Origin of the sequence: Mesorhizobium sp. M1217, from assembly GCF_040318275.1 — a bacterium.
Classification (GTDB): Bacteria; Pseudomonadota; Alphaproteobacteria; order Rhizobiales; family Rhizobiaceae; genus Mesorhizobium.
Map to the genome: position 1 here is coordinate 135,117 of NZ_JAMYMA010000005.1, position 22,792 is coordinate 157,908.

Annotated in this window: 25 protein-coding genes; 10 read left to right on the top strand and 15 right to left on the bottom strand. The window is 63.3% G+C overall.

The annotated features are described in order from the left end of the window. The first annotated feature begins 40 nt into the window (after positions 1-40). A complete protein-coding gene (locus NKH37_RS10260) occupies positions 41-382 on the top strand; it encodes a hypothetical protein (RefSeq protein WP_352495075.1) in 342 nt (113 codons plus the stop codon). A gap of 31 nt (positions 383-413) precedes the next feature. Here the strand turns inward: NKH37_RS10260 and NKH37_RS10265 are convergent, their stop codons facing one another. The 12 genes from NKH37_RS10265 to NKH37_RS10320 all read right to left on the bottom strand — a co-directional run bounded on the left by NKH37_RS10265 (position 414) and on the right by NKH37_RS10320 (position 12,787). After that, on the bottom strand, positions 414-1,247 hold the full coding sequence (locus NKH37_RS10265; RefSeq protein ID WP_352481464.1) for an SMP-30/gluconolactonase/LRE family protein: 834 nt from the start codon (positions 1,245-1,247) through the stop codon (positions 414-416). A 13-nt stretch (positions 1,248-1,260) separates the two neighbouring features. Beyond that, positions 1,261-3,036 carry a CoA-transferase gene (locus NKH37_RS10270; RefSeq protein ID WP_352717485.1) on the bottom strand — a complete coding sequence of 592 codons (1,776 nt, stop codon included), beginning with the start codon at positions 3,034-3,036 and terminating at the stop codon, positions 1,261-1,263. Further along, complete coding sequence (locus NKH37_RS10275) at positions 3,033-3,818, bottom strand: enoyl-CoA hydratase/isomerase family protein (protein WP_353040978.1); 786 nt, start codon at positions 3,816-3,818, stop codon at positions 3,033-3,035. Before NKH37_RS10275 ends, NKH37_RS10270 begins: the two co-directional genes overlap by 4 nt. A gap of 2 nt (positions 3,819-3,820) precedes the next feature. Then, positions 3,821-5,026 (bottom strand): CaiB/BaiF CoA transferase family protein, encoded by a 1,206-nt coding sequence (locus NKH37_RS10280; protein WP_353005779.1) that lies wholly within the window; start codon positions 5,024-5,026, stop codon positions 3,821-3,823. Between the two features lie 17 nt (positions 5,027-5,043). Then, the gene (locus NKH37_RS10285) at positions 5,044-5,829 is read right to left on the bottom strand and encodes an SDR family NAD(P)-dependent oxidoreductase (RefSeq protein WP_353005778.1); all 786 of its coding nucleotides are present in this window, start codon (positions 5,827-5,829) and stop codon (positions 5,044-5,046) included. 1 nt (position 5,830) lies between these two features. Next, positions 5,831-6,826: an ABC transporter permease gene (locus NKH37_RS10290; protein ID WP_353005777.1), complete on the bottom strand. Its 996-nt coding sequence runs from the start codon at positions 6,824-6,826 to the stop codon at positions 5,831-5,833. 30 nt (positions 6,827-6,856) lie between these two features. Next, positions 6,857-8,389 carry a sugar ABC transporter ATP-binding protein gene (locus NKH37_RS10295; protein WP_353005776.1) on the bottom strand — a complete coding sequence of 511 codons (1,533 nt, stop codon included), beginning with the start codon at positions 8,387-8,389 and terminating at the stop codon, positions 6,857-6,859. Continuing rightward, positions 8,379-9,362 carry an ABC transporter permease gene (locus NKH37_RS10300; RefSeq protein WP_353005775.1) on the bottom strand — a complete coding sequence of 328 codons (984 nt, stop codon included), beginning with the start codon at positions 9,360-9,362 and terminating at the stop codon, positions 8,379-8,381. The genes NKH37_RS10295 and NKH37_RS10300 overlap by 11 nt, the downstream gene beginning before the upstream one ends. 138 nt (positions 9,363-9,500) lie before the next feature. Continuing rightward, positions 9,501-10,532, bottom strand: a complete 1,032-nt coding sequence (locus tag NKH37_RS10305; protein WP_352859084.1) for a sugar ABC transporter substrate-binding protein — start codon at positions 10,530-10,532, stop codon at positions 9,501-9,503. Between the two features lie 23 nt (positions 10,533-10,555). After that, positions 10,556-11,407: an IclR family transcriptional regulator gene (locus NKH37_RS10310; RefSeq protein WP_352640325.1), complete on the bottom strand. Its 852-nt coding sequence runs from the start codon at positions 11,405-11,407 to the stop codon at positions 10,556-10,558. Further along, positions 11,407-12,549: an extracellular solute-binding protein gene (locus NKH37_RS10315; protein ID WP_352495079.1), complete on the bottom strand. Its 1,143-nt coding sequence runs from the start codon at positions 12,547-12,549 to the stop codon at positions 11,407-11,409. The genes NKH37_RS10310 and NKH37_RS10315 overlap by 1 nt, the downstream gene beginning before the upstream one ends. 67 nt (positions 12,550-12,616) lie before the next feature. After that, positions 12,617-12,787, bottom strand: a complete 171-nt coding sequence (locus NKH37_RS10320; protein WP_023720492.1) for a hypothetical protein — start codon at positions 12,785-12,787, stop codon at positions 12,617-12,619. A gap of 369 nt (positions 12,788-13,156) precedes the next feature. On the opposite strand from NKH37_RS10320, the gene cyoA reads away from it, so the two are divergent. The 7 genes from cyoA (at position 13,157) to NKH37_RS10355 (ending at position 19,327) form a co-directional block, all read left to right on the top strand. Continuing rightward, entirely contained in the window at positions 13,157-14,074 is a 918-nt protein-coding gene (cyoA, locus tag NKH37_RS10325; RefSeq protein ID WP_084642829.1) for a ubiquinol oxidase subunit II, read from the top strand. A gap of 2 nt (positions 14,075-14,076) precedes the next feature. After that, a complete protein-coding gene (gene cyoB / locus NKH37_RS10330) occupies positions 14,077-16,083 on the top strand; it encodes a cytochrome o ubiquinol oxidase subunit I (RefSeq protein ID WP_023720494.1) in 2,007 nt (668 codons plus the stop codon). Further along, on the top strand, positions 16,080-16,733 hold the full coding sequence (gene cyoC, locus NKH37_RS10335; RefSeq protein ID WP_023720495.1) for a cytochrome o ubiquinol oxidase subunit III: 654 nt from the start codon (positions 16,080-16,082) through the stop codon (positions 16,731-16,733). The genes cyoB and cyoC overlap by 4 nt, the downstream gene beginning before the upstream one ends. Next, complete coding sequence (gene cyoD, locus NKH37_RS10340; protein ID WP_023720496.1) at positions 16,730-17,158, top strand: cytochrome o ubiquinol oxidase subunit IV; 429 nt, start codon at positions 16,730-16,732, stop codon at positions 17,156-17,158. The genes cyoC and cyoD overlap by 4 nt, the downstream gene beginning before the upstream one ends. Positions 17,159-17,365: 207 nt before the next feature. Next, positions 17,366-18,637 carry a DUF3182 family protein gene (locus NKH37_RS10345; protein ID WP_353005774.1) on the top strand — a complete coding sequence of 424 codons (1,272 nt, stop codon included), beginning with the start codon at positions 17,366-17,368 and terminating at the stop codon, positions 18,635-18,637. A 79-nt stretch (positions 18,638-18,716) separates the two neighbouring features. Further along, entirely contained in the window at positions 18,717-19,088 is a 372-nt protein-coding gene (locus tag NKH37_RS10350; protein ID WP_353005773.1) for a SpoIIAA family protein, read from the top strand. Positions 19,089-19,111: 23 nt separating this feature from the next. Next, on the top strand, positions 19,112-19,327 hold the full coding sequence (locus NKH37_RS10355; protein ID WP_352481451.1) for a hypothetical protein: 216 nt from the start codon (positions 19,112-19,114) through the stop codon (positions 19,325-19,327). Positions 19,328-19,369: 42 nt separating this feature from the next. On the opposite strand, the gene NKH37_RS10360 is transcribed toward NKH37_RS10355, so the two are convergent. After that, entirely contained in the window at positions 19,370-19,693 is a 324-nt protein-coding gene (locus tag NKH37_RS10360; protein WP_352481450.1) for a hypothetical protein, read from the bottom strand. Positions 19,694-19,883: 190 nt separating this feature from the next. After that, positions 19,884-20,321 carry an Lrp/AsnC family transcriptional regulator gene (locus NKH37_RS10365; RefSeq protein ID WP_352449541.1) on the bottom strand — a complete coding sequence of 146 codons (438 nt, stop codon included), beginning with the start codon at positions 20,319-20,321 and terminating at the stop codon, positions 19,884-19,886. Positions 20,322-20,449: 128 nt separating this feature from the next. Between NKH37_RS10365 and rocF the strand changes: the two genes are divergently transcribed. Next, the gene (rocF, locus tag NKH37_RS10370) at positions 20,450-21,370 is read left to right on the top strand and encodes an arginase (RefSeq protein ID WP_352859068.1); all 921 of its coding nucleotides are present in this window, start codon (positions 20,450-20,452) and stop codon (positions 21,368-21,370) included. A gap of 3 nt (positions 21,371-21,373) precedes the next feature. Then, positions 21,374-22,441 carry an ornithine cyclodeaminase gene (gene ocd / locus NKH37_RS10375; RefSeq protein ID WP_353005772.1) on the top strand — a complete coding sequence of 356 codons (1,068 nt, stop codon included), beginning with the start codon at positions 21,374-21,376 and terminating at the stop codon, positions 22,439-22,441. Positions 22,442-22,457: 16 nt separating this feature from the next. On the opposite strand, the gene NKH37_RS10380 is transcribed toward ocd, so the two are convergent. Then, on the bottom strand, positions 22,458-22,619 hold the full coding sequence (locus NKH37_RS10380) for a hypothetical protein (protein WP_023720503.1): 162 nt from the start codon (positions 22,617-22,619) through the stop codon (positions 22,458-22,460). Positions 22,620-22,792 lie beyond the last annotated feature (173 nt).

Sequence of the window (22,792 nt, forward strand, 5' to 3'; positions counted from 1 at the left end):
AACGCCGCGGACCAATCAGACCAGCAGGAATTCGTTGACCATGACAGAGAAAGTGACAGAGAAAACCCCGACCATCGCCCGTGTCTGGCGTGGCAGAACCTTGCCTGAGAAGGCCGACGCCTATGAAAGCTACAATTACGAGGCCGGCATCAAGCCGCTGGTCGAGAAGGCGCTGGGCGTGCAGACCTTTCGCGAGGACACGCCGACCCATTCGGAATTCGTGACGATTTCCTATTGGGAAAATGTCGAGGCGATGGCGGCGTTTACCGGTGGCGATCCGACAAAAATCCACCATCTCGAGCGGGACGAAGAGTTCCTGATCGAGCTGCCGTCGCGGGTGCAGGTGTTGCGCATCCGCTCCAGTCACGGCCGCCTGCAATAGCCCTGAGGAGCGCCGCCCTGTTCGGCCCGACCTAATAAATCGCCGTCAGGTCGATTTCGGTAATGTGCCAGCGGCCGAGATTTGAGGTGTAAAGCCTGTCGCCCTTGAAGGCGATGTTGGTGGGATGGGCGAGCGTCGTTGCCGCCGGATCCTCGATCAGCACTTCGAGCCCGCTATCTTTTCGCCAACGATAAATGCGGCTCGGCTCGTAGCATGAGATGAACAGCGAACCGTCCGGCGCGAAGGCAACGCCATCGGGGACGTTGTTCACGCCGTCCACGACGAGCTGGCGAGGTCCTGCCGTGCCGTCGGCACGGATCGGCACATAGCTGACGCAGGCCGCATGGCTTTCCACGACGTAAAGCCCATTCCCACCCGGCGCCATCGCCATGCCGTTGGCGAAGGCCATGGTCTCGCTACACCACAGGCGGCCTTCGCCGGTCTTCAACTCGTAGCGAAAAATGCCGGAGCGGCTGTCTTCGCCGAGGCTGTCGGAAACGTAGAGCCAGCCTCGTGCCTCGTCGACGATCGGATAGTTCGGCACGCGGATGCCAGCCGAGGCGAAGCGCTCCATATGACCCGTTCCGGCATTCCAGCGAAAGATCGCCGAATGCCTGAGATCGCAAGCGAAGCAGTTGTCCGCGCTATCGAAGGCGATGCCGAGCAGAAAGCCCTCTGTGCCGCCCATGTGCTCGACCGAGCTGCCATCGGCGGCGAGGCGCAGCAGGTCGCCGGTTTCGGTGCCGCACCAGATCGAGCCGTCGCGATGGATGGCCACGCCTTCCGGATGGGCGACGCGCGGGCTGGTGAAGATGCCGTCGAAGAAGACCTTCGCGGCCGACATTTCGAGCAACGGCTTTGCCATGCGCCACCCCTCTTCAGCCTGTTGCGGTATGCGACCGCTGCACGGCAATACAGCGCTCGACCATCAGCCGGTCGGCCGCCAGGATCTCGGCGATAAGCGCGCCACGCTCCTTGGCGCTGACGAATTCGAGACGCCGCAGGCCAAGCGGGTCGATGCGGTTTCGCAGGATGTCGAGCGTCTCGTTCGAGGGCAGCGGAACCTCGCGGCAATCGGCATCGAATGTCAGGGCGAAGCCGGTGGCATCCTGGACCTGCTGGCGCGTCACGCCCGGCATGGTCTCGACGATGACCAATTGCCGGCTCTCCCGGTCGAGCCGAAAGATGCAAAGATCGGTGAACACCAGCGCCGCGCCGGTCCGATAGCCCATCGGCTCGCGTTCGGCCTCTGTCAGCAAGCCGCGCGCCGAGCTGGCGATCTCGACGGTGTCGACCAGCGACTGCGGGGAGTGGCGCGGGACGTAGAGCAGATAATCGCGATGCATGTTGGCGACATCAGCCATGCCGCCCTGCCCGGGCAGCCGGATGAGGCTGCCGTCGCGCTTGCGCAGCGCAATGGTGTTGACGCGCCCGCGTCGGTCGACCTGGGCGGCACCGACGATCTCATGCGTCACGGCGCCGGCCTGGTAATAGGTCGAATAGGTGTCGTCGCCGCCGGCATGGGCCACCGCTGTCTCGCAATCGAGGCTCTCGATCAACGACAGGATCATCGGGCTCGGCGCTATGTCGAGATGACCGCAACTCATCGTCGCGATGATCATGTCCGGCGCGTGCGTCGCCTTGGCCAGCCGGTAGGCGACATTGGCGAGCGGCGACACCGCGCCGGCGCTGGCAAAGCTCTCATTGTCGAGCTCGGCGGCGATGCGGGCAGCGATGATCTCGTCGATGGATGCCTTCTTTTCGCCGTGCACGAGCCCGGGCATTGCGAGGACTGTTTCAGCGCGGACTTTCGCAGCGTCTTGAACCCGCTCCGGCACACCTTCCGAAGGCACGCTCAGGCTGTCCGCCAAAGGTATCTCCTTGGCCGCCAACGCTCCCGCCAACGCTTGATAATCCGTCACATAGAATGGCAGGCAGGAGGCGGGATAGGCGCCGCCTGGCGCCAGCGCTATGGCCGACACCTGGTTGCGGGTCAAAATGTTTTGGCGACCAGCATGGCGCAGCGCTCCGACCGGGACGATTTCCTCGACCGTGACCAGCACCTGGCGCGCCGCGCCGGCCATGGCGAAGTCCAGCGCCCGTGGTCCGATGATCTGGACATTGCCGCTCTCGTCGGCACGCTGGGCATGGACGACGAACGTATCGAGCCGCAAGGCCGGGATGACCCCGGTCGTGATTCCGTCGACCGGATCGGGCGCGGCGATCGCGCCGGGCACGCGCGCCGGCATGTCCGAACCCTGCGGAAGCTGAAACGGCATCGACGGCAGGTTCTGCTGTGCCGCCCGCAACGCCTGAATCATGGCCAGCGCGGTCCAGTCGCGGACCGGCACGGCACTGGTCTCGGCAGTCGCGCGGAAACGGGGCGGCAAGCCAAAAATATCGAGGCTGGAAAAGCAGAGGTCGATTTCCGCCACGGCATTCGCTTCGAGAAGCAGCTCGAGCGGCAGGCCGCCGGCCCAGCAGACGTAGCGCAAATCCCGTACGCCCAACCGCGCGATGGCGCGCAGCAGGGCGATCGGCAGCCGGGCAAAATGATGGCCGCCGACGCCGAAGACGTCGCCGCCGCCGACCATCGCGGCCAGGCCCTCGACATCGGTGAAGCGCGGCCGGTTTTGCTTGACCAGGGACGTCATTTCGCAGCCTTGGCCCGTGCCGCGCTCTTTTCAGCAAATTCCCTGACGCGCCGCTGGCCGATCTCGCTGCGGTAGAGGCTGCCCAGTATGTCGCGCTCCATGGCAAGGCCGCCGGCCAGATTGCCCGACACGGCATGCGCTGTCAGCGCTTTCAGCCCCTCGATCGCTGCGGCCGGTTCGGCGGCGATCATCTCGGCGAGTTCCAGCGCCCGCGGCATCAGCCTTTCGGCATCGACGATCTCGTTGACCAGCCCGGCGCCGACGAACTCGGAAGCCGGCACGATGGCGCCGGTCATCAGCAGAAAATTGGCGCGGTTGCGGCCGAGCTTCTGGACGCTGCGCTGCGTGTCGCCGCCGCCGGGGACCAGCCCGAGCTTGATCTCGGGCAGGCCGAGTTTGGCGAACTGGTTGGCGATGACGATGTCGCAGCACAGCACCAGCTCCATGCCGCCGCCAAGCGCAAAACCGTTGACCGCGGCGATGACCGGCTTGCGGTTGTTCTCGACCGCCGCATACATGCGCTTGCCCGCCATCTGGAAGGCGTCGAACTCGATAGCTGTCTGGGCGGCATATTCCTTGATGTCAGCGCCGGCCATGAAGCCGCGCCCCTCGCCGGTCACCACGATCGCGCCGATACCGTCATCCTGCGACAGCGCCTCGAAAACCTCGGTGATCTCGCTTTGCATCAGCCGGTTCATAGCGTTGAGCTGATCGGCGCGCCGGAAGGTGACGACTGCGACGCGGCCAGATGTTTCCAAGGTGAGTGTCTGATAAACGCTCATCGTCAGGCAGCATCCACGGTCATGTCGCCGGACGCTTCCAGCACGGCGATCTCATCTCTGGAGAGGCCGAACTCGGCCAGTATCTCGCGGCCATGCTGGCCGACCAGCGGCGCCGGCCGCTCTATGGTAGCTGGCGTCTCGCTCATCTTGACCGCCGGTGCGACCACCCTGACCTTACCGCCGCGCGGATGATCGTAGCTGGTGATCATGCCCAGGTGCTTGACCTGCGGGTCCTCGGCTGCGCGCCTTATGTCCTTCACCTCGGCACACCAGATGTCGGCTGCCAGCAGCCGCGCCAGCAGGTCTTGCGTCGCAAACTTCCTGGTTTCGGCGTTGACCTGGTCGAACACCTCGTCGCGCTTGTCGAACAGCGTCTTCAGATCATCGTAGACAGCAAGCTGAGGTGCCTCCAGCACTTCATACAGCGTCTTGAACGGGCTCATGGCGATCGACACATAGCCGCCGTCCTTCGCTTCGTATATGCCGAACGGCGCCTGCATGCCGGGGTGGCCGATGCCGGAATTCGGGCGCACGAAATCCTCGCCGAGATTGAGCACGGCGACATATTCCTGATTGAGATGCGCCAGCATGCCGGCCAGCAGATTGACCTCGATCTTCTGGCCCTTGCCGGTCTTCTCGCGATAGTAGAGCGCCGACAGGATGCCATAGACCATGTTCATGGCGCCGATCTGGTCGGCGAGGCCGGCGCCGGCCGGAACAGGAGCCTGATCGCCGCGGCCGGTGTTGGAAATCAGCCCGGACAGTCCCTGGATCAGCATGTCCTGGCCGGGGCGCTCGACATAGGGGCCTTCCTCGCCATAGCCGGAGCCCGAGCAATAGATAATGGCGGGATTGACCGCCCTGAAATCCTCGTAGCCATAGCCGAGCCTGGCGAGCACGCCGGGGCGGAAATTCTGCACCACCACATCGGCCTTCTTCGCCATATCCATGATGATGGCATGTACCTTGCGGCTCTTCAGGTTGAGCGCGATGGAGCGCTTGTTGCGGTTCCAGGCGAGAAAGTTCGGGCTTTCGGAGCCGCCGACCCATTTCGCGAAGAAGGTCATGCCGCGGAACATGTCGCCGGCGCCGGCACGCTCGATCTTGATGACGTCGGCGCCCATGTCGCCGAGCAGCTGCGTGGCGAACGGCCCTTGCAGCAGATGGCTGAAATCGAGAATGCGGACGCCTTCGAGGGCTTTGTTCATTTTTGTCTCGTTGGTTGTCAAAGCAGGTCGGGTACGTAGCGGGGTGCTGCGGTGAGGCCGCCGTCGACGCGCAGGTCGGTGCCGGTGGTGAAGCCAGCGGCGTCGGAGGCGAGATAGACGGCGGCTTCGGCCACTTCGGACGGTTTGCCGATGCGGCCGAGCGGATGCATCTTCACCCAGGCCTTGGCGAGGTTGCCGCCGATCTCTTTGACCAGTTTGTCGTTCATTGGCGTGTTGATGGTGCCGGGCGAGATCGAGTTGACGCGAATGTTGAGCGGGCCGAACTCGACCGCCATCTGGCGCGTCATCGCCATCACCGCACCCTTGGCGCCGGCATAGGCGGTCCAGCCGTCGAGCCCGATATGACCTTGCGCCGAGGCCATGTTGATGATCGAGCCGGATTTCTGCGCGATCATGTGCGGCAGCGCATATTTGCAGCCGCGGAACACGCTGGTCAGGTTGACCGCGATCAGCCGGTGCCACTGCTCGTCGGTCATTTCGTGAACCGGCATGCCGCCGATGGCGATAGCGGCATTGTTGACCAGAATATCGAGATGGCCGGTCTTGGCGACGGCTGCGTCGATCAGGGCGGCGATGTCGGCCTCCTCCGCCACGTCGCAATGGACGTAGTCGGCGCGATGGCCGGCGGCGCGCAGTTCCGCGGCGAATTTTTCACCCTTCTCGTCGGCGATGTCGCCGAGGAAGACGTGCGCGCCTTCCCTTGCCATCGCCTCGCCGATCGCATGGCCGATGCCGTCGGCGGCGCCGGTAACGATTGCGGTTTTCCCTTTGAGACGATCCATATCAGCCTCCAATGGCGCGCCGGCGCTTTCCTTCGTCGAAGGCGACGGCGGCAATGATGATCATGCCGGTGATGACCAGTTGCCACTCGGTCGGCAGGCCGAGACCGCGCAGCCCGTTGGACAGGAATTGCAGGATCAGCACGCCAAGCGCCATGCCGGTCAGGCTGCCGATGCCGCCGGCAAGGCTCACGCCGCCGAGCACGGTGGCAGCGACGACCTGGAACTCGAAATTCAGCCCGGCCGTATGCTGGGCCGAACCGACGCGGGCGGCCAGGATGATGCCGGCAACCGTTGCAAGCAGCGCGCTGATGATGAAGCAGATGAATTTGACGCGGCGCACGTCGTAGCCTGCCAGCCGTGCCACTTCCGGATTGCCACCGACGGCATAGATCTGCCGTCCGAACGGACGATGCTGCATCATGTAGGCGAAGACGGCGAGCAGGACGATGGCGATGACCGCCGAATACGGAATGACATTGAACAGGCGGCCGTCCGACAGCGCAATGAAGCTGTCGAGCGCGGCATCGTCGGGGATGGCGCGCTGGCCGGTGTAGAGATAGACGCCGCCGCGCATGATGAACATCGTGCCCAGCGTCACGATCAGCGAGTTGATGCCGGCATAGGCCGTGAGATAGCCGTTCACCACGCCGATGATCAGCCCGAACAGCAGCGCACCACTGATGCCGAGCAGCAGCGAGTTGGTTTCGTTCATGATGATGATCAGCGGCAGGGCGATGGTTGCCAGCAGCGACCCTATCGAGATGTCGACCTCGCCGGACATGAAGACGATGGCGCAGCCTATGCCGGCGGTGAGCGCCAGCGACGCCTGTCCGAGCACATTGGTGATGTTGCGCACCGAGAAGAAGTTCTCTGCCGTCAGGGAAAAGAACGCAATCACCAGGATCAGGCAAAGCAGCAGGGCGAGCTCCTGCCGTGCCAGGAATCGTGCCAGCATGGACGGCGCGGCTTCGATGGACCGGGTGCCTGCCAGGCTCATCGCTTGCTCCCTTTGCGAAGCGTCATCGTCTTAGCCGATTGCCGCATTGAGTATGTTCTCCTGCGTGGCCTCTTCTCGAGGCATGATCGCGGTGAGGCGGCCTTCGCACATCACCGCGATGCGGTCGGCAAGGCCCAGCAGCTCAGGCATTTCGGACGTCATCATGACGACCGCCAAGCCTTCGCCGGCGAGCCGGTCGATGAGCGCGAAAATCTCCGACTTGGCGCCGACGTCGATGCCGCGGGTCGGCTCGTCGACGACGATTACCTTGAGACCGCGCATCAGCCAGCGCGAGATCAGCACTTTCTGCTGATTGCCGCCGGACAGATTCTTGACCAGCTGAAACAGGCTGGGCGTCCTGATGCGAAAACGGTCGACATAGTCCTGCACCGCCTTGCGTTCCCTGGCCTTGTCGACGAAGCCCATTCTGGCGAAGGCACCGAGCGAGGCGAGGCTGGCATTCTGGTAGACCGGCAGCTCGCCCATCAGCCCTTCGCTCTTGCGATCCTCGGTGAGCAGTCCGATGCCGAGCCGGACGCCGGGGTGCGTGTCGTGCGGCAGCAGCCGGCTGCCATCGACCGAAATGGCGCCGGAAGTGATCGGGTCGTAACCGACGATGGCCTTGGCGAGCTCGGTCCGGCCGGCCCCCATGAGGCCGAAGAAGCCGAGGACCTCGCCGGCATGCGCCTCGAACGATACGTCCTTCAGTTTCTTGGCGGTGCTGAGCCCTTCAACCGAAAGCGCTACCTTGCTGCCCGGCGCACTGCGCTTGCGCGGGAACAGGTTTTCGATGCGCCGGCCGATCATGTCCTGGATCAGCGTGTCGTTGGTGTGCTCGCCGATCGGCCTAGTCGAGACGTGACGGCCATCGCGCAGCACGGTCACGGTGTCGGCGATCTCGAAGACCTCGTCGAGCTTGTGGCTGACATAGAGCACCGCGATGCCGAGAGCGGCCAGCCGGCGGATGACGGTGAACAGCAGCGAGACCTCGTTCGGCGTCAGCGAGGAGGTCGGCTCGTCCATCACCACGACGCGGGCCTCATGGGCGAGCGCGCGGGCGATCTCGACCATCTGCTGCTGGCTGACCGGCAGCGATCCCGTGCGCGCTGCCGGGTCGACGTTGAAGCCGATGCGCTTGAACAGAGCGGCCGCGTCGGCGCGGATCTTCTTCCAGTCGATCGAGCCGCCTTTGCCGGTCGGATAGCCCTCGAGGAAGATGTTTTCGGCGACGCTGAATTCGGCGATCAGCGCGATCTCCTGGAACACCACCTTGATGCCCTCTTTCAGGCTGTCGCGCGGCGACTTGATGTCGGCCTCGCGGCCGCGCAGGCAGATGGTGCCGGCATCCTTGCCGTAGACCCCGGCCATGATCTTGATCAGCGTTGACTTGCCGGCCCCGTTCTCGCCCATCAGGGCGTGGATTTTGCCGGGTTCCAGGGTCAGATCGACATTGTCCAGCGCCATCACGCCGGGAAAGCGCTTGCCGATGCCGCGCATCTCCAGCGCCGGCACGCTTTTATCGACGGCCGCGGTTTTGCCGGGATGGAGGAAGTCAACCGACATTGGCTCTGTTCCGGACGATGTCGAGATAGGTCGCCAGGATGATGACGATGCCCGGCACCACCATCTGCAGGTCCTGGTTCCAGCCGAGGATGATGATGCCGTTGTCGATGACCTTCAGCACCAGCACGCCCAGCAACGTGCCGAGCAGCGAGCCGCGGCCGCCAAGCAGGCTGGTGCCGCCGAGGATGACGGCGGCAATCACAGTCAGCTCGAAGCCGCGGCCGGCGGTCGGCTGGCCGGCATTCATCAGCGACGACAGGATCATGCCGGCAATGCCGACGCAAATGCCAGTGACGACGAAGGCGAACAGTTTCAGGCGTTGCGAGCGCACGCCGGAGAGGCGAACCGCTCGCTCGTTGGCGCCGACCGCGTAAAGATAGCGGCCGAGCGTGGTGAAGCGCAGCGTTGCCGCGGCCAGCGCGAAAATCAGCGCGGCAATCACCACCGGCAGCGGGATCGCGCCGATATAGCCGGCGCCGAGATCGGTGAAGCTTGCAAGCCGGTGGTGGTTCTGCACCGCTTCGCGGGTGAACAGATAGACGCCGCCCTGCAGCATCATCATGGTGCCGATAGTGGCGATCAGCGAGTTCACCTTGAGCCTGGTGACAACCAGCCCGTTGAACAGGCCGACCGCACCGGAAAAGGCGAGCGCCGCCAGCAGGCCGAGCGTCAGGCTGTGCGTTGAATTGAGTACGGCCATGCCGATGCAGCCGACAAAGGCGAGCGATGCACCGACCGACAGGTCGACTTCAGCGGTGATGATCAGCATCGTCATGCCGGAGGCGACGATCAGCACCAGCGCGCATTGGCGCAGGATTGCGATGATGTTGGCCTCGGAATAGAATTGCGGCGCCGCAATCGAGATGGCGATGCAGAGCACGGCCAGGATCACGCCGAGCACCAGCTGGCTGCTGCCCAGCAGCTGGCCGCCGATGAAACGCCTTGGCGCGGAGGATTGCGTAAGCTCGCTCATGTCCATTTCATTTCCGGGCCGCATCGGGTGCCGTCGCCGTTTGGAAACTGCCGGCCAAAACAGGGCGGTTGACCTGTTTTGCCGCCTGCATCCGATCCGATGCCCTTCCCGCGGCGTGGGAAGGGCTACCCGGAATCCTTACTTCTTCAGGTCGGCGGAAGTTTTCATGCATTTTTCCGGTGGCTGAAGCGCATTGACGGCATCCCATTTGATCGTTCGTGTGGTGCCGTCGTAGTCGTAGAACTTCTTCCAGTCGTCGCCGTTCATCGGCGCGGTCGGGCTGACGATGTGTTCCGGCACCTCTTCGCCGTTGAAGAGCTTAACTGCTGCATCGATGGCGGTGTAGCCTTCCTTTTCCGGGAACATCGCGGCCTCGATGTGATAGGACGGCTCGTTCTGCATGGCATTGATGAAGGCAAGGCCCTCGCCGCCGGTGCCGACCGTCAACAGGCCATCCTGCGACTTGCCGGCCGCTTTCCAGGCCTGAAGGCCGCCGAGCGACGAGGAATCGTTGATGCCGTAGATGATGTTGATGTCGGCGTTCTTGGCAAGTGCCGCCGAAGAGACTTCGAGCGCGCGGTCGGGATTGCCACCGCCGTCGAGGTCGTGGACCATGACCGCGTCGGGGACGATGGTCTTCAGGCCGTCCATGAAACCCTGCGAACGCAGCACCGTGGCGGACAGCAGCGGCAGGCCGACATTCATCACCTTGGCTTTGCCTTCGAGCTTTTCCTTGGCGTATTTGCCGGCTTCGACGCCGGCGGTGTAGCCGGTGTCGTAGTCGCAGATCGCGACCATGGTGGTCATGCCCTTGACCGGGTTGCCTTCGAGCACGACCGGAACGTTGTTGGATTTCGCCTGGCGCAGCAGCGGTACGACGCCCTCCTCGTTGACGGGCGTGACAATCAGCACGTCGACGCCCTTGGCCATGAAGTCTTCGGCGGCGGAAACCTCCTTGGCGATGTCGAGATTGGCGTCCTGCACCTCGAGCTCGATTCCGAGTTCCTTGGCGCGGGCCTGCATGCCCTTGATGACGTTCTGATACCATTCATGGGTGGCATAATTGGTAACGTAGCCGATGCGCTTCGGCATGTTTTCGGCGTGTGCCGCGGCGGCGCTCAGAGCCAGCGCGGCCGCCGAGACAAACAGCATTGATTTGGACCAGTTCATGTTTCTTCTCCCTGTATTTCTTGTCAGTTGCTGAACGGATAGTCCCGCCGTTCCGGGTCGGCACGTGGAGAGTTGGCAGCTTCGCCCGCGCCCAGCGCCGCCGATATCGTCTCGGCCGCCGCCTTCGTCCGTTCGAAGACGGTCTTGCGATCGAAGCGGGCGGCCTTTTGCGGCAGGAACGGGACTGTGAGCGCGGCAATGACCGCGCCGGTATGGTCGCGCACCGGCATCGAGATGTTGGTGCAGCCCTCAACAGCCAGCGAAGCGCGCATTTCATAGCCGAGCCTTGCGACGTCGTTCAGCCGCGCTTCGATTTCCGCCCGGCTGCCTTGGCCTTCGCCCGCAGCGACGATCCGCTCGACAATACGGTCGCGCTCGGCGCGGCTCGAATGCGCCAGCAGCACCGCGCCGGAGCTCGTCTCGAGGATCGGAAAATGCGAGCCAAGGGCAACCGAATAACGCATCGGCAAAGGCGAATCGATCTGCAGCACGACCAGCGCGCTCTCACCTTCGCGCACGACCAGATGGCAGCTCTGGTCGGCATTGGCGGCGAGGCCGCGCATCACCGGCAGCGCGCATTCGACCAGGCGGTTTACCGGCGGATGCATATGCGCCAGCTCGAATAGCTTCAGCGACAGGCGGAAGCGGTCCGATTGCGTCCGGAAAATGTAGCCGCGCTTCTCCAGCAGCAGCAGGATGCGGTAGATCTCGTGAATGGAGCGCCCCATTCCGGTGGCGATCTCGGTCTGGGTCAGCGGCTCGCCGCTGGCAGCCATGAATTCCAGGATATCGAGCGCCTTCTCCACCGCCGGCACGCGATAGCCGTTGCGGCCGCTTTCGCCTTCGTCGACGATCTGGGCAATATCGGTGGCCATTACGCGACGCTCCGTTGCGGCTGGCCATGCCTGGTCTCGCGATAGAGCCGGTTCAGCCGATCCGCGAGCTCGGCCGCCGGCAATTCGCCGGCGATGGCCGCGGCAGCATGAGGGGCGCATTGGCGGAAGAAGCTGATGAAGCCCGTATGGGTCGGGCGCAGATAGGAGGCTTCGATCGTCGCCAGCGTCGAGGCGAAGAAGCCGCCCGAGAGCGCGTTGACCTCGGCATCCTGCCACGCCGCCAGCGATCCCGGCTGTCCGCCGGATTTCACATAGTCGCCGCGCTGATAGCCGGGCGAGCACAGAAACAGCGCGTAATCGATGGCTGCCTGCTTGTGTTTCGATTGGGCGCTGACGCCGATGCCGGCGCCGCCGAGCAAGGCGCCGGCGGATCGCGGCGTCGGCACATCGGCGAAGCGCAGATACGGCCTGTCTGCCTTGAAGGCATAGTTCACATAGCCGAAGGCGAACGGCACGTAGACCACATCGTCATGCGCGATCATATGATCGTAGCAGCGGATCGGGTTCCATTTCGGCGAATCCGGATGCGACAGCGCCGCAAGCTGGCGCAATTGCCCAACGGCCTGCTCGATTTTTTCCCTGGCAATGAACTCGTCGCCGTCTTCCCGCGGTTCGCCCAGCGTCAAAAGCAGGCACATGGCGTCAGTCGGCACCAACGGCAGCCCAAGCCATTTGCCGTCCTTCAAGGCGCGCCGGCCGAGCTCCAGCACCTCGTCATGGCTGCGCGGCAGCGGCCCGTAGCGCTCCAGGAGATCGGGGCGATACGAGGCAACCTGGCAGGCAGCATCGATCGGCAACGCCCATTGGCGCCCGTCCCTTGCGTAGGATTGCCAGGATGCGCCGACCGAATCCCGTTCGAAGCCGCGGCGCTGCTCAGCCGACAAATCGAACGGCACCATCAGCCCGCCTTCGGCAATATCGCCGATGAACGGATGGTCGAACACGACAAGATCATAGGCGCCGAGCACCGGACCAAGCGCGCCCTCGCCGAACTCGTAGAGGCTGCGGCGGTCCCATTCGATCTCAAGACCGGGATTGGCGGCACAATACGGCCCGATGCTGGCGTCGAGCGGACCCCAGCAGCGTCGGTGATCCCACGCGAGACCGCGCAGTCTTGTCATGCCCGAAATTCCTCCCTGAACCGCCCAGCCGATTAGTAGCAACTATTTTCACCTAGACAAGTAGTTTTTACATACGCAACCAGTCTCGACTTCGTTTGGCAGGGAAACCGCCCCAACCGCCGCTGGTGCGCATCGCATTGTCGCCGGCCTTCAACCAAAGGCTGCGACGGGTCTGGCTTTTTGGAACTTTCGCGACGAACATACGTTCGGTTGGCGCAACCATCTTGAGCAGCATCATTGGGCAGCGTCACTGGATTCAGCGCCGAGTCGTAGGGAGCGGACGAAATGGCCCAACTGTGGGCGCGGCCATGAACCGGTTTGCCGCCTTGGCATTCGCCACGTTTCTGGCGATAACGTCGATCTGGGTACTGTTTCTGGTTTCTTAAGATTTGGCTTTGGTTGCGTGGGATTTGCCGCTGGTTTGTTAGGATTTGGAGGGGTTCTCGACAGGTTGACCGCTTAACGACATCCACGGCATGTGGTTCTGCCAGCCGGAGCCGCGTGCGTGAAGAAACTGTCGCCAGGAGCACACCGGCGCGCACATTCGGGGTTGGCAGCCACGCTGCCTGCAACGTTCCAATCGGTTTTCAGGAAACGGCGAGATCTCATGTTGCTGAGGGCGATCGTTCGAAACTGTGCCGTTCTTGGCCGCGTCGGCGCGACGACGCTACTTGCCGGGCTGCTTGCCGGCTGCCAGGGCGGCGTGCTTGACCCTCACGGGCCAGTCGGCGCGGCGCAGCGCACGATCCTGCTCAATTCGGTTGCCATCATGCTGGCCATCGTCATCCCGACGATCGTGGCGACGCTCGGCTTTGCCTGGTGGTTCCGGGAAACCAACACAAGAGCGCGGTATCTGCCGGAATGGGCCTATTCCGGACGCATCGAACTGGTGGTCTGGTCGATCCCCATCCTCGTCATCCTGTTTCTGAGCGGCATCATCTGGATCGGGTCGCATGACCTCGATCCAATGAAGCCGCTGGATTCCCAGCAACAGCCGCTTGAGGTGCAGGTCGTCTCGCTCGACTGGAAATGGCTGTTCATCTACCCCGAGCAGAATGTCGCGAGCATCAACCGGCTCGTGGTGCCGGCGGGCAGGCCGGTGCATTTCTCGCTTACCTCGGCAAGTGTCATGAATGCGTTCTTCGTGCCTCAGCTTGGCGGCATGATCTACACGATGAACGGCATGACGACGCAGCTTCACCTGCAGGCGGATCAGCAGGGCGAATTTTATGGGCGGTCGGCCCACTTCAGCGGCGACGGTTTTCCGGGCATGCAATTCGTGCTGCATGCTGTCGCGGTCGACGCCTTCGACGCGTTCGTCAATTCGGCGCGAAGCCAAGGACAGGCACTCGACAGGGCCAGCTACCAGGAACTGGCCAGACAGAGCCTGGACGTGCCGCCTTCGACCTATCGCTCGGTCGAGCCGGACCTTTTCCATGAAATCGCGACGCAGGGCGTTCCGCCCGCGCCCGGCCCCCAGGCCGGTCGCCCCGAGCCGAGCGTATCGCCCAAGACAGGAGGCTGACAATGCTCGGAAAATTGAGCTGGGACGTCATCCCGTTCGATCAGCCTCTGCCGATGATCGCCTCGGCGGTCGTCGCCCTGGCAATCCTCGGCGTGCTGGCCTGGGTCTTCCTGGCCGGCCATTTCCCCTATCTGTGGCGCGAATGGATCACCAGCGTCGATCACAAGCGGATCGGCGTCATGTACACGCTGCTGGCGCTGCTGATGCTGCTGCGCGGCTTCAGCGACGCCGTCATGATGCGGTCCCAGCAAGCCCTCGCCTTCCAGGCGCCCGGCTATCTGCCGCCCGACCACTTCAACCAGGTCTTTTCCGCCCACGGCACCATCATGATCTTTTTCGGGGCGATGCCGTTCGTCATCGGCCTGATGAACCTGGTCGTGCCGCTGCAGCTCGGCGTCCGCGACGTTGCCTTTCCGACGCTCAACTCGGTGAGTTTCTGGCTCACCGCCACCGGTGCGCTGCTGGTCAACATCTCGCTGGTGATCGGCGAATTCGCGCGTACCGGATGGCTGCCCTATCCGCCGCTCAGCGAGACCGCCTACTCGCCGGGCGTCGGCGTCGATTATTATCTGTGGGCGGTGCAGATAGCGGGCGTCGGAACGCTGCTCACCGGCATCAATTTCGTCACCACGATCCTGAAGATGCGGGCGCCTGGCATGAGTTACCTCAGCATGTCGATGTTCTGCTGGACTTCACTCGCCGCCAGCCTGCTCATCGTCGCCGCCTTCCCGATCCTCACCGCCACGCTCGCGATGCTGACGCTCGACCGCTATTTCGGCTTTCATTTCTTCACCAACGAAGCCGGCGGCAACATGCTGATGTTCGTGAACCTGATCTGGGCCTGGGGCCATCCCGAGGTCTACATCCTCGTCCTGCCGGCATTCGGCATCTTCTCGGAGGTCATCTCCACCTTCTCCAGCAAGCCGCTGTTCGGCTACCGCTCGATGGTGGCCGCGACGCTCTTCATCTGCATCGTCTCCTTCATGGTGTGGCTGCACCACTTTTTCACCATGGGCGCCGGCGCCGACGTCAACGCCGCGTTCGGCATTGCCACCAGCATCATCGCTGTCGGTACCGGCGTGAAGATCTACAACTGGATGTTCACCATGTATGGCGGCCGCATCCGCTTCGCGACGCCGATGCTGTGGTCGCTTGGCTTCATGGTGACGTTCGTCATCGGTGGCATGACGGGCGTGTTGCTGGCCGTGCCGCCAGCCGATTTCCTGCTTCACAACAGCCTGTTCCTGGTGGCGCATTTTCACAACGTCATCATCGGCGGTGTGCTGTTCGGCGCCTTCGCGGGATATACCTACTGGTTTCCCAAGGCATTCGGATTCCGGCTGCACGAGGGCTGGGGCAAGCTGGCCTTCTGGCTGACGCTGATCGGCTTCTACGCCACCTTCGTGCCGCTCTACACCGTCGGCCTGCTCGGCATGACCCGCCGCATGCAGCATTTCGACGTGCCGGCCTGGTATCCCTGGGTGCTGGTTGCCGGCGCCGGCATGTTAATCACCACCGCCGGCGTGGTCGCCCAGATCATTCAGCTCGTCGTCAGCATCCGACAGCGCGCGGCGCTTCGCGATGTCACCGGGGATCCCTGGGACGGCCGTTCGTTGGAATGGGCCACACCCTCGCCGCCGCCGGTCTTCAACTTCGCCGCGCTTCCGCATGTCGAGGGCGAAGAGCCCTACTGGAGCATCAAGCAGCGGGCACGCGAGCAAAACCGGCTGCGCGACGAGCCTGAATACGAGCCGATCGAGATGCCGCGCAACAGTCCCACCGGGTTCATCTGCGCCTTCTTTGCGACCGTGATGGGTTTCGCCCTCATCTGGCACATCTGGTGGATGGTGGCGCTCGGCGCGCTCGGTGCTTTCGCCACCTTCGTCGTATTCGCGTGGCGCGACATACCCGAATACGTCATTCCTGCCGCCGAAGTCGCCCGGATCGACCGCGCCAACCGAAGTGCCCGCCGCGAGGCGCTGGCCACGTATACGGGGCCAAGGCCATGACCGCGATCGACGTTCGAGAGCGTGACCCCTACCACCTCGGCCATCGCGGGCACGGCCATGCCCCCGGCCATGGCGACGGCGGACCGGCACCGATCCGGATCGTCGTCGGCTACGGCTTCTGGATCTTCCTTCTGAGCGACATCGTGATGTTCTCGGCCTTCTTTGCGGCCTACGCTGTGCTGGCGGGCAAGACGGCGGGCGGACCAAGCGGAGCCGAGCTGTTCGACCTGCGCAACGTCGCGATCGAGACGGCAGCCCTGCTGTTGTCGAGCTTTACCTGCGGTCTCGCCAGCCTCGCCGTGACCGCGCGGCGAAGCTCCTGGTTCTATGTTGCGATGGCTCTCACTTTCGTGCTCGGCGCCAGCTTCATCCTGCTCGAGCTGCGCGAGTTCGCGCATATGATTGCCCGCGATGCCGGACCGACGCGCAGTGCTTTCCTGTCGGCGTTCTTCACGCTGGTGGGATGCCATGGCCTGCACGTGACGGCGGGGCTGCTGTGGCTGCTCACGATGATGGCGCAGATCTTCGCCAAGGGATTCCGCGACGATATTCTTCGGCGTTTCATGTGCTTCAGCCTGTTCTGGCACGCCCTCGACATCATCTGGGTCGCCCTGTTCACGGTGGTCTATCTCCTGGGAGCAAGTCGATGAGCAATGCTGACGACCGCCATGCGCAAAGGCGCGACACCGATGGCCTGGAGCGCTACGACATCGATACGGCGCCGGGTGACGAATACCTCGGCGACGCCGAGGTCGGATCCGGGTTACGCGGCTATGTGATCGGCCTCGGGCTGGCAACGCTGTTGACCATCGCCTCGTTCTGGTTGCTCGGAACCAACCTTATATGGGCACCGGGCATCCCGGTGGCGCTGATTGTGCTGGCGATCGCGCAGATGGGCGTGCATCTCGTCTTCTTCCTGCATATCACGACGGGGCCGGACAACACCAACAACGCCCTGGCGCTTGCCTTCGGCGTGCTGATCGTCGTCCTGGTGATCGGCGGCTCGATCTGGATCATGGCCAACCTCGACCACAATTTGATGCCGACGAATGCGATCATGAACATGAACCGCTAGTGACAGTTCCGGCCGTTGGCCGCAGTTCATGCGACAGCCAGCTCGGTCTCAAGCCCGTTCGAATGTGTCGACGACCTCGGCCGCTCCCAGGGCGCGGGGCGCGGCCTCCTTGAGCACATCCATTACCCTGTCTGAGGCTCCCGCATAAAAACCATGAGCCGCCGATGTTCCGATCGCCGCAACTCGGTCAAACCGGATAGCGCGCCGTTGCCCGGAACATTCGCCGAGGAAGCGGGTTTTTCGGTTCGGACGCATCGCCGCGGAATAACGGCAATGGGCTCGGCAATGGACGAAGGGCGGCGCGACATGACCGGGCTAAGCGGCACACAATCGGGCGGAGCAAAAGGTGTTGTGGTCGCGTTCTCCGCGCCGGGCGGCGAGACCATCTATGCCCACGAATGGGAGACCGTCGCTGCCGTCGCGCGCACGATTGCGGCGTTGAAGGGATTTTCCTTCCGCCAGGGCCTGCGTGACTGGGGCGGTGACAACGGCGGGCTGTATTTCGTGCCGGACGACAGCCTGCTTGCCGCCGATGCGGTCCAACTGGGCATCAACGGGCCCGACGACCTCTTCGGCGGTGTGGTGCCCTGGCGCCTCGCAACCACCAAGGCCATAACCCACGAGCTGGTGGACGGGTCGGCGGCACGGCCAAAAGATTGGCCAGCCGGCTTCGGCAGCGCCGTCGGCGCGGCCGTACTGCCCGGCTACACCGCATTTTCACGCGATGACGCGCTGCGCGCAGCGGAACGTCTGCTGCAGCTCGGGCTGGTCCGGTTCAAGCCACCGCGCGCTTCGCGGGGCCGCGACCAGCACACCGCCGCGACGGTCGCCGATATCGAAAGGCTGCTGGAACGATATCCATCCTCCGACCTAAGCGAATACGGGCTTGTTCTCGAAACGGAGCTTCGCGACATTGTCACGCTGAGCATTGGCAGAACCGCGATCGACGGAACATCGGTCAGCTATTACGGCGTGCAGCGGATGACGGCCGACAATGCCGGACAGCCCGTTTACGGCGGATCCGATCTGGTCGTCGTGCGCGGCGGATGGGAAGCGCTCGACAGGCTGCAGCTGTCTCCGGCGCTGACTTTGGCTGTGGCGCAGGCGAGGACCTACGACGCGGCGATGCTTGGCCATCCCGGATTCTTCGCCTCGAGGCGCAACTACGACATCGGCCAAGGTGTCGATTCCTCGGGCATCTGGCGATCGGGTGTGCTGGAAGCCAGCTGGCGGATCGGCGGCAGCAGCACGGCAGAGCTTGCGGCAATGGAGGCCATGACGCGTGACCCCGACGTACAGCTCGTGCATGCGTGCGCGGTCAAGCAATTCGGCAACACCGCGCAGATGCCGCTGGATGCAGAAATCCACTTCCACGGAGAGGACCCCGTGGAGGGCCAAATCACGCGTTATACCGTCGTCACGCAGGCGATCCGAGGACCCGTCAGGAAGCCAGCCGATCGTCATTTTAGGTCGAAGTGAACACGCTTTTGGCAGGGAACATCCGCGAATGGCCCGAGTTTGTTTCAGGCAGCCAGCCATTCAGAAACCGGAGGGAAAAATGATCGAGATGATTTCCGCTCCCCAAAACGTCGCTGCCTTTCGTGTCGCCGGCACTGTGACGGCGGAGGACTACGAAAAAATCATCCCGGCCATCGAAGCGAAACTGAGCGACCACAAGGACATCGGCGTCCTGACTGACCTTACCGATTTCGAAGACATGACGGCTGGCGCCTTACGGCGCGACCTGCAGTATGGGCTGAGCAAACTCCGCGAGTTCCACCGCTTCAAACGTGCCGCCGTGATTTCCGACAAGCAGTGGATCAAGGCAGCCACGGAAATGACGGACGCGCTGTTTCCGCAAATCGAGGCGCGGGTGTTCCCGGAAGACGAAAAGGCTCAGGCCCTGAAATGGGTAGCGGCCGTACAATAGCGGCGTTGCCTGGAGGAGTGGCCATGCCCTACGACAAACGACAGGATCCGGAAGGCCTCTGGGAGGTCTATGACAGCGAGAGCGACGAAGCCGTCGTGGTCGGCGGGTTGCCGCTTTCCGGTCTCGACGAGAGCGAAGCCGGTGAAGCGATTGAAAAGCTCAATCGGGGCGAGCTGACGTCGGACAACATCCCCGAGACGGTTCGGTCAGGGTGGCCTCCGACCAAGGACGGATTGTGATGACAACCGGACGGACGTCACCGAGGACGACCGGTCGCGGATCTACGGCGAGGCCTTGACGCCTAGCGCGCGGGCCTTGTCCTCGAAGTCGTCGCGAATGTCCTCGATCGTCGGCAGATGCAGGCGTCGCAGCTGGGCGTGCAACTTTTTGGCAGCGTCGGAATTCAGGTCGCGCTTGAAATTGGTCGCGACCTCCTCAGCCGAGCCGTAACGGCGATAGCGCTCGATCTCGGTCTTCGTGGCCTGCTGAACATGTTCGAGCATCTTGCGCTCGGCATCGGATTTTCCGTCGGGTTTGGCCCGCATGACCGGATTGAAGGCTTTGCTGATAACGAATTCGACGAGTTCTTGCTGGGCGTGAGCCATGCTTGTTCTCCCTCGAAGAAGGCCTGTGTGGGCTTGGAACGGTTTCGCGGAAACGCCGAACCGCTCAATCTTTTTGTTTTGACGCAATTCCGAACGGAAAATCGTTCCACGCTTTTCCTGGAATTGCTCTAACCGCGGCGGCAATTGAAGGTTCCGTAGCTTCGTTACCGCTACAGGTCACGGGCGAAGGTCACAGCCGCGCTTTGGTGGTGCGCGGCGTTGCCAGGAGCAGGCTTGTTTCGCTGCCGGTAATTCCGGGGATCAGGCGGATACGTCTCAGCACCGCATCGAACTCGCTCAGCGTCTGGGTTCCGAGTTCTATCACCAGATCCCAACGGCCATTGGTGGTGTGGATCGTCGAGACCTCGGAGAAGCCGCCCAGCGCCCGGATGACGCGATCTGCGGCATGGCCTTCGATTTCGATCATCATGATGCCACGCACCCGCTGATCGACTGCGTCGGCGCGTAGAATGACGGTGTAGCCGACGATGACGCCGTCTCTTTCAAGTCGCTCGATCCGGGACCTTACCGTTGCCCGGGAGACACCCAGGCTAACGGCAAGGTCGGAAATGCTGCGCCGGGCGTCATGCCGCAAAGAGGTGATGATCTGCTCGTCGAGCCGGTCCATGATTGCTCACAACGGAAGTAGATGCTGCCACTATGATAAGGCACTTCAACAAATTTGCCAATTTGACATGTTCATTCTGCCAGCGATGCGGGCTTCACTAAAGCATCGCAATTTGGTGGGGTATGAGAATGCATTGCACGATCGTTGGGGCTCCGATCCAGGCCGGCTCAGGCAGGATGGGCTGCGAGATGGGGCCGAGCGCGCTGCGCACGGCCGGTCTGGCCGGCGCGCTGACCGAGCTTGGCCATACGCTGACCGACCTCGGAACGATTGTCCCTGCCGACATGCGCCCTGTCGTACACGGCAACGCGGTGGTGAAGGCGCTGCCGGAAATCGCCGCCTGGACGGCAGCGATCAGCGAAACCGCCTATGCTGCGAGCGCCGACGCAATGCCGATCTTTCTCGGCGGCGACCACAGCATTTCGGCCGGCACGCTCGCCGGCATTGCCCGCCGGGCAGCGAATGCCGGCCGGCCGCTCTTCGTGCTGTGGCTCGACGCCCACCCCGATTTTCATACGCTCGACACGACGACCAGCGGCAATCTGCATGGCGTGCCGCTGGCCTATGCCAGCGGGCAGCCCGGCTTCGAGGGCTATTTCCCCCGCCTCGCGGCGCAGGTGGACCCGGCTCGCATATGCGCGCTGGGAATCCGCAGCGTGGACCTGGCGGAACGGGATGCGTTGCGCAGAGCCGGCGTGACGGTCCACGACATGCGTTCGATCGACGAGCACGGCATCGCGCAACTGCTTCGCGCCTTTCTCGAACGGGTGAGCGCCGCCAACGGCATGCTCCATGTCAGCCTCGATGTCGATTTTCTCGACCCGTCGATCGCGCCGGCGGTGGGCACCACCGTTCCCGGCGGCGCCACCTTCCGCGAGGCGCATCTGGCGATGGAAATGCTGCATGACAGCGGGCTCGTCACCAGTCTCGACCTGGTCGAACTCAACCCTTTTCTCGACGAGCGCGGCCGCACCGCCACGCTTTTGGTCGACCTGACCGCAAGCCTGATGGGCCGGCGGATCATGGATCGCCCGACGAGGGGGTTCTGAGCCATGACCGTCAATTTGAACATCGTTCCGTTCGTCAGCGTCGACCGCATGATGAAGCTGGTGCTTGCCATCGGCATCGAGCGCTTCCTGGTCGAGCTTGCCGCCTATATCGAAGAGGATTTCAGGCGTTGGGAGCTGTTCGACAAGACGCCGCGCGTCGCCTCGCACAGCATTGACGGCGTCATCGAGCTGATGCCGACCAGCGACGGGCAGCTTTACGGCTTCAAATACGTCAACGGGCATCCGAAGAACACGCGTGACGGCCGCCAGACCGTGACCGCTTTCGGCGTGCTTGCCGATGTCGGCAACGGCTACCCGATGCTGCTTTCGGAAATGACCATCCTGACTGCCCTGCGAACGGCGGCCAGCTCGGCGGTCGCGGCGAAATACCTCGCTCCCGGGGCCGCCAGATGCATGGCGATCATCGGCAACGGCGCGCAATCGGAATTTCAGGCTATTGCGTTCAAGGCGCTGCTTGGCGTCGACAGGCTGCGCCTCTACGATATCGACCCGGCGGCCTCGACCAAATGCATGAAGAACCTTGCCGGCATGGGTTTCGACATCAAGCTCTGCGCGTCGGCGCAGGAGGCCGTTGAAGGTGCACAGATCATCACCACGGTAACCGCCGACAAGCGATCGGCAACAATCCTGACCGACAACATGGTCGGGTCCGGCGTGCACATCAACGCGGTCGGCGGCGACTGCCCGGGCAAGACCGAGCTGCATCGCGACATTCTGCTGCGCTCGGATATTTTCGTCGAATATCCGCCGCAGACGCGCATCGAAGGCGAGAGCCAGCAGCTCGATGCGGACCATCCGATCACCGAATTGTGGCAGGTGATGACAGGAAAGGCAGCAGGCCGGACGGCCGCCGGACAGATCACGCTGTTTGATTCCGTCGGCTTTGCGATCGAGGATTTTTCCGCGCTACGCTACGTCCGCGATCAGCTTCAGCGGACCGGCCTTTACGAGGAACTAGACCTTCTGGCCGATCCCGATGAGCCGCGTGACCTGTTCGGCATGCTGCTGCGCGCCGAAAAAGTGGCCGGGCTGGCGGTTGCCCGCAGCTGAGCTGCGATCCCGTCGGTCAGTCCTTCTTTTCCTGGTACAGGCGCTCGGTCGCGCGCTCGCTTTCCCTGCGCTCCGCCGGGCCGCGACGGCGCTGGGTGAGCAGGGCGTAGGCGATCAGGATTGCCAGCAGCAGTGGACCGCCTGCAACAACGAGCAACCACAAACTAGTCTCAAACATCGAACCGTCTCCTTTCCCTCACAACCGGGAAGGACCAGAACCGTTCCTCCGTCTTGTCGGAGGTCGCCCGCACCGCGTGGCGTGATTCAGGATTTTGTGCCTCGAGCAGGACGTTCCACGCCTTGTCGGCATGCAGGATGCTCTTATCTAGAGTCTTATCGTTCGGTCACAGG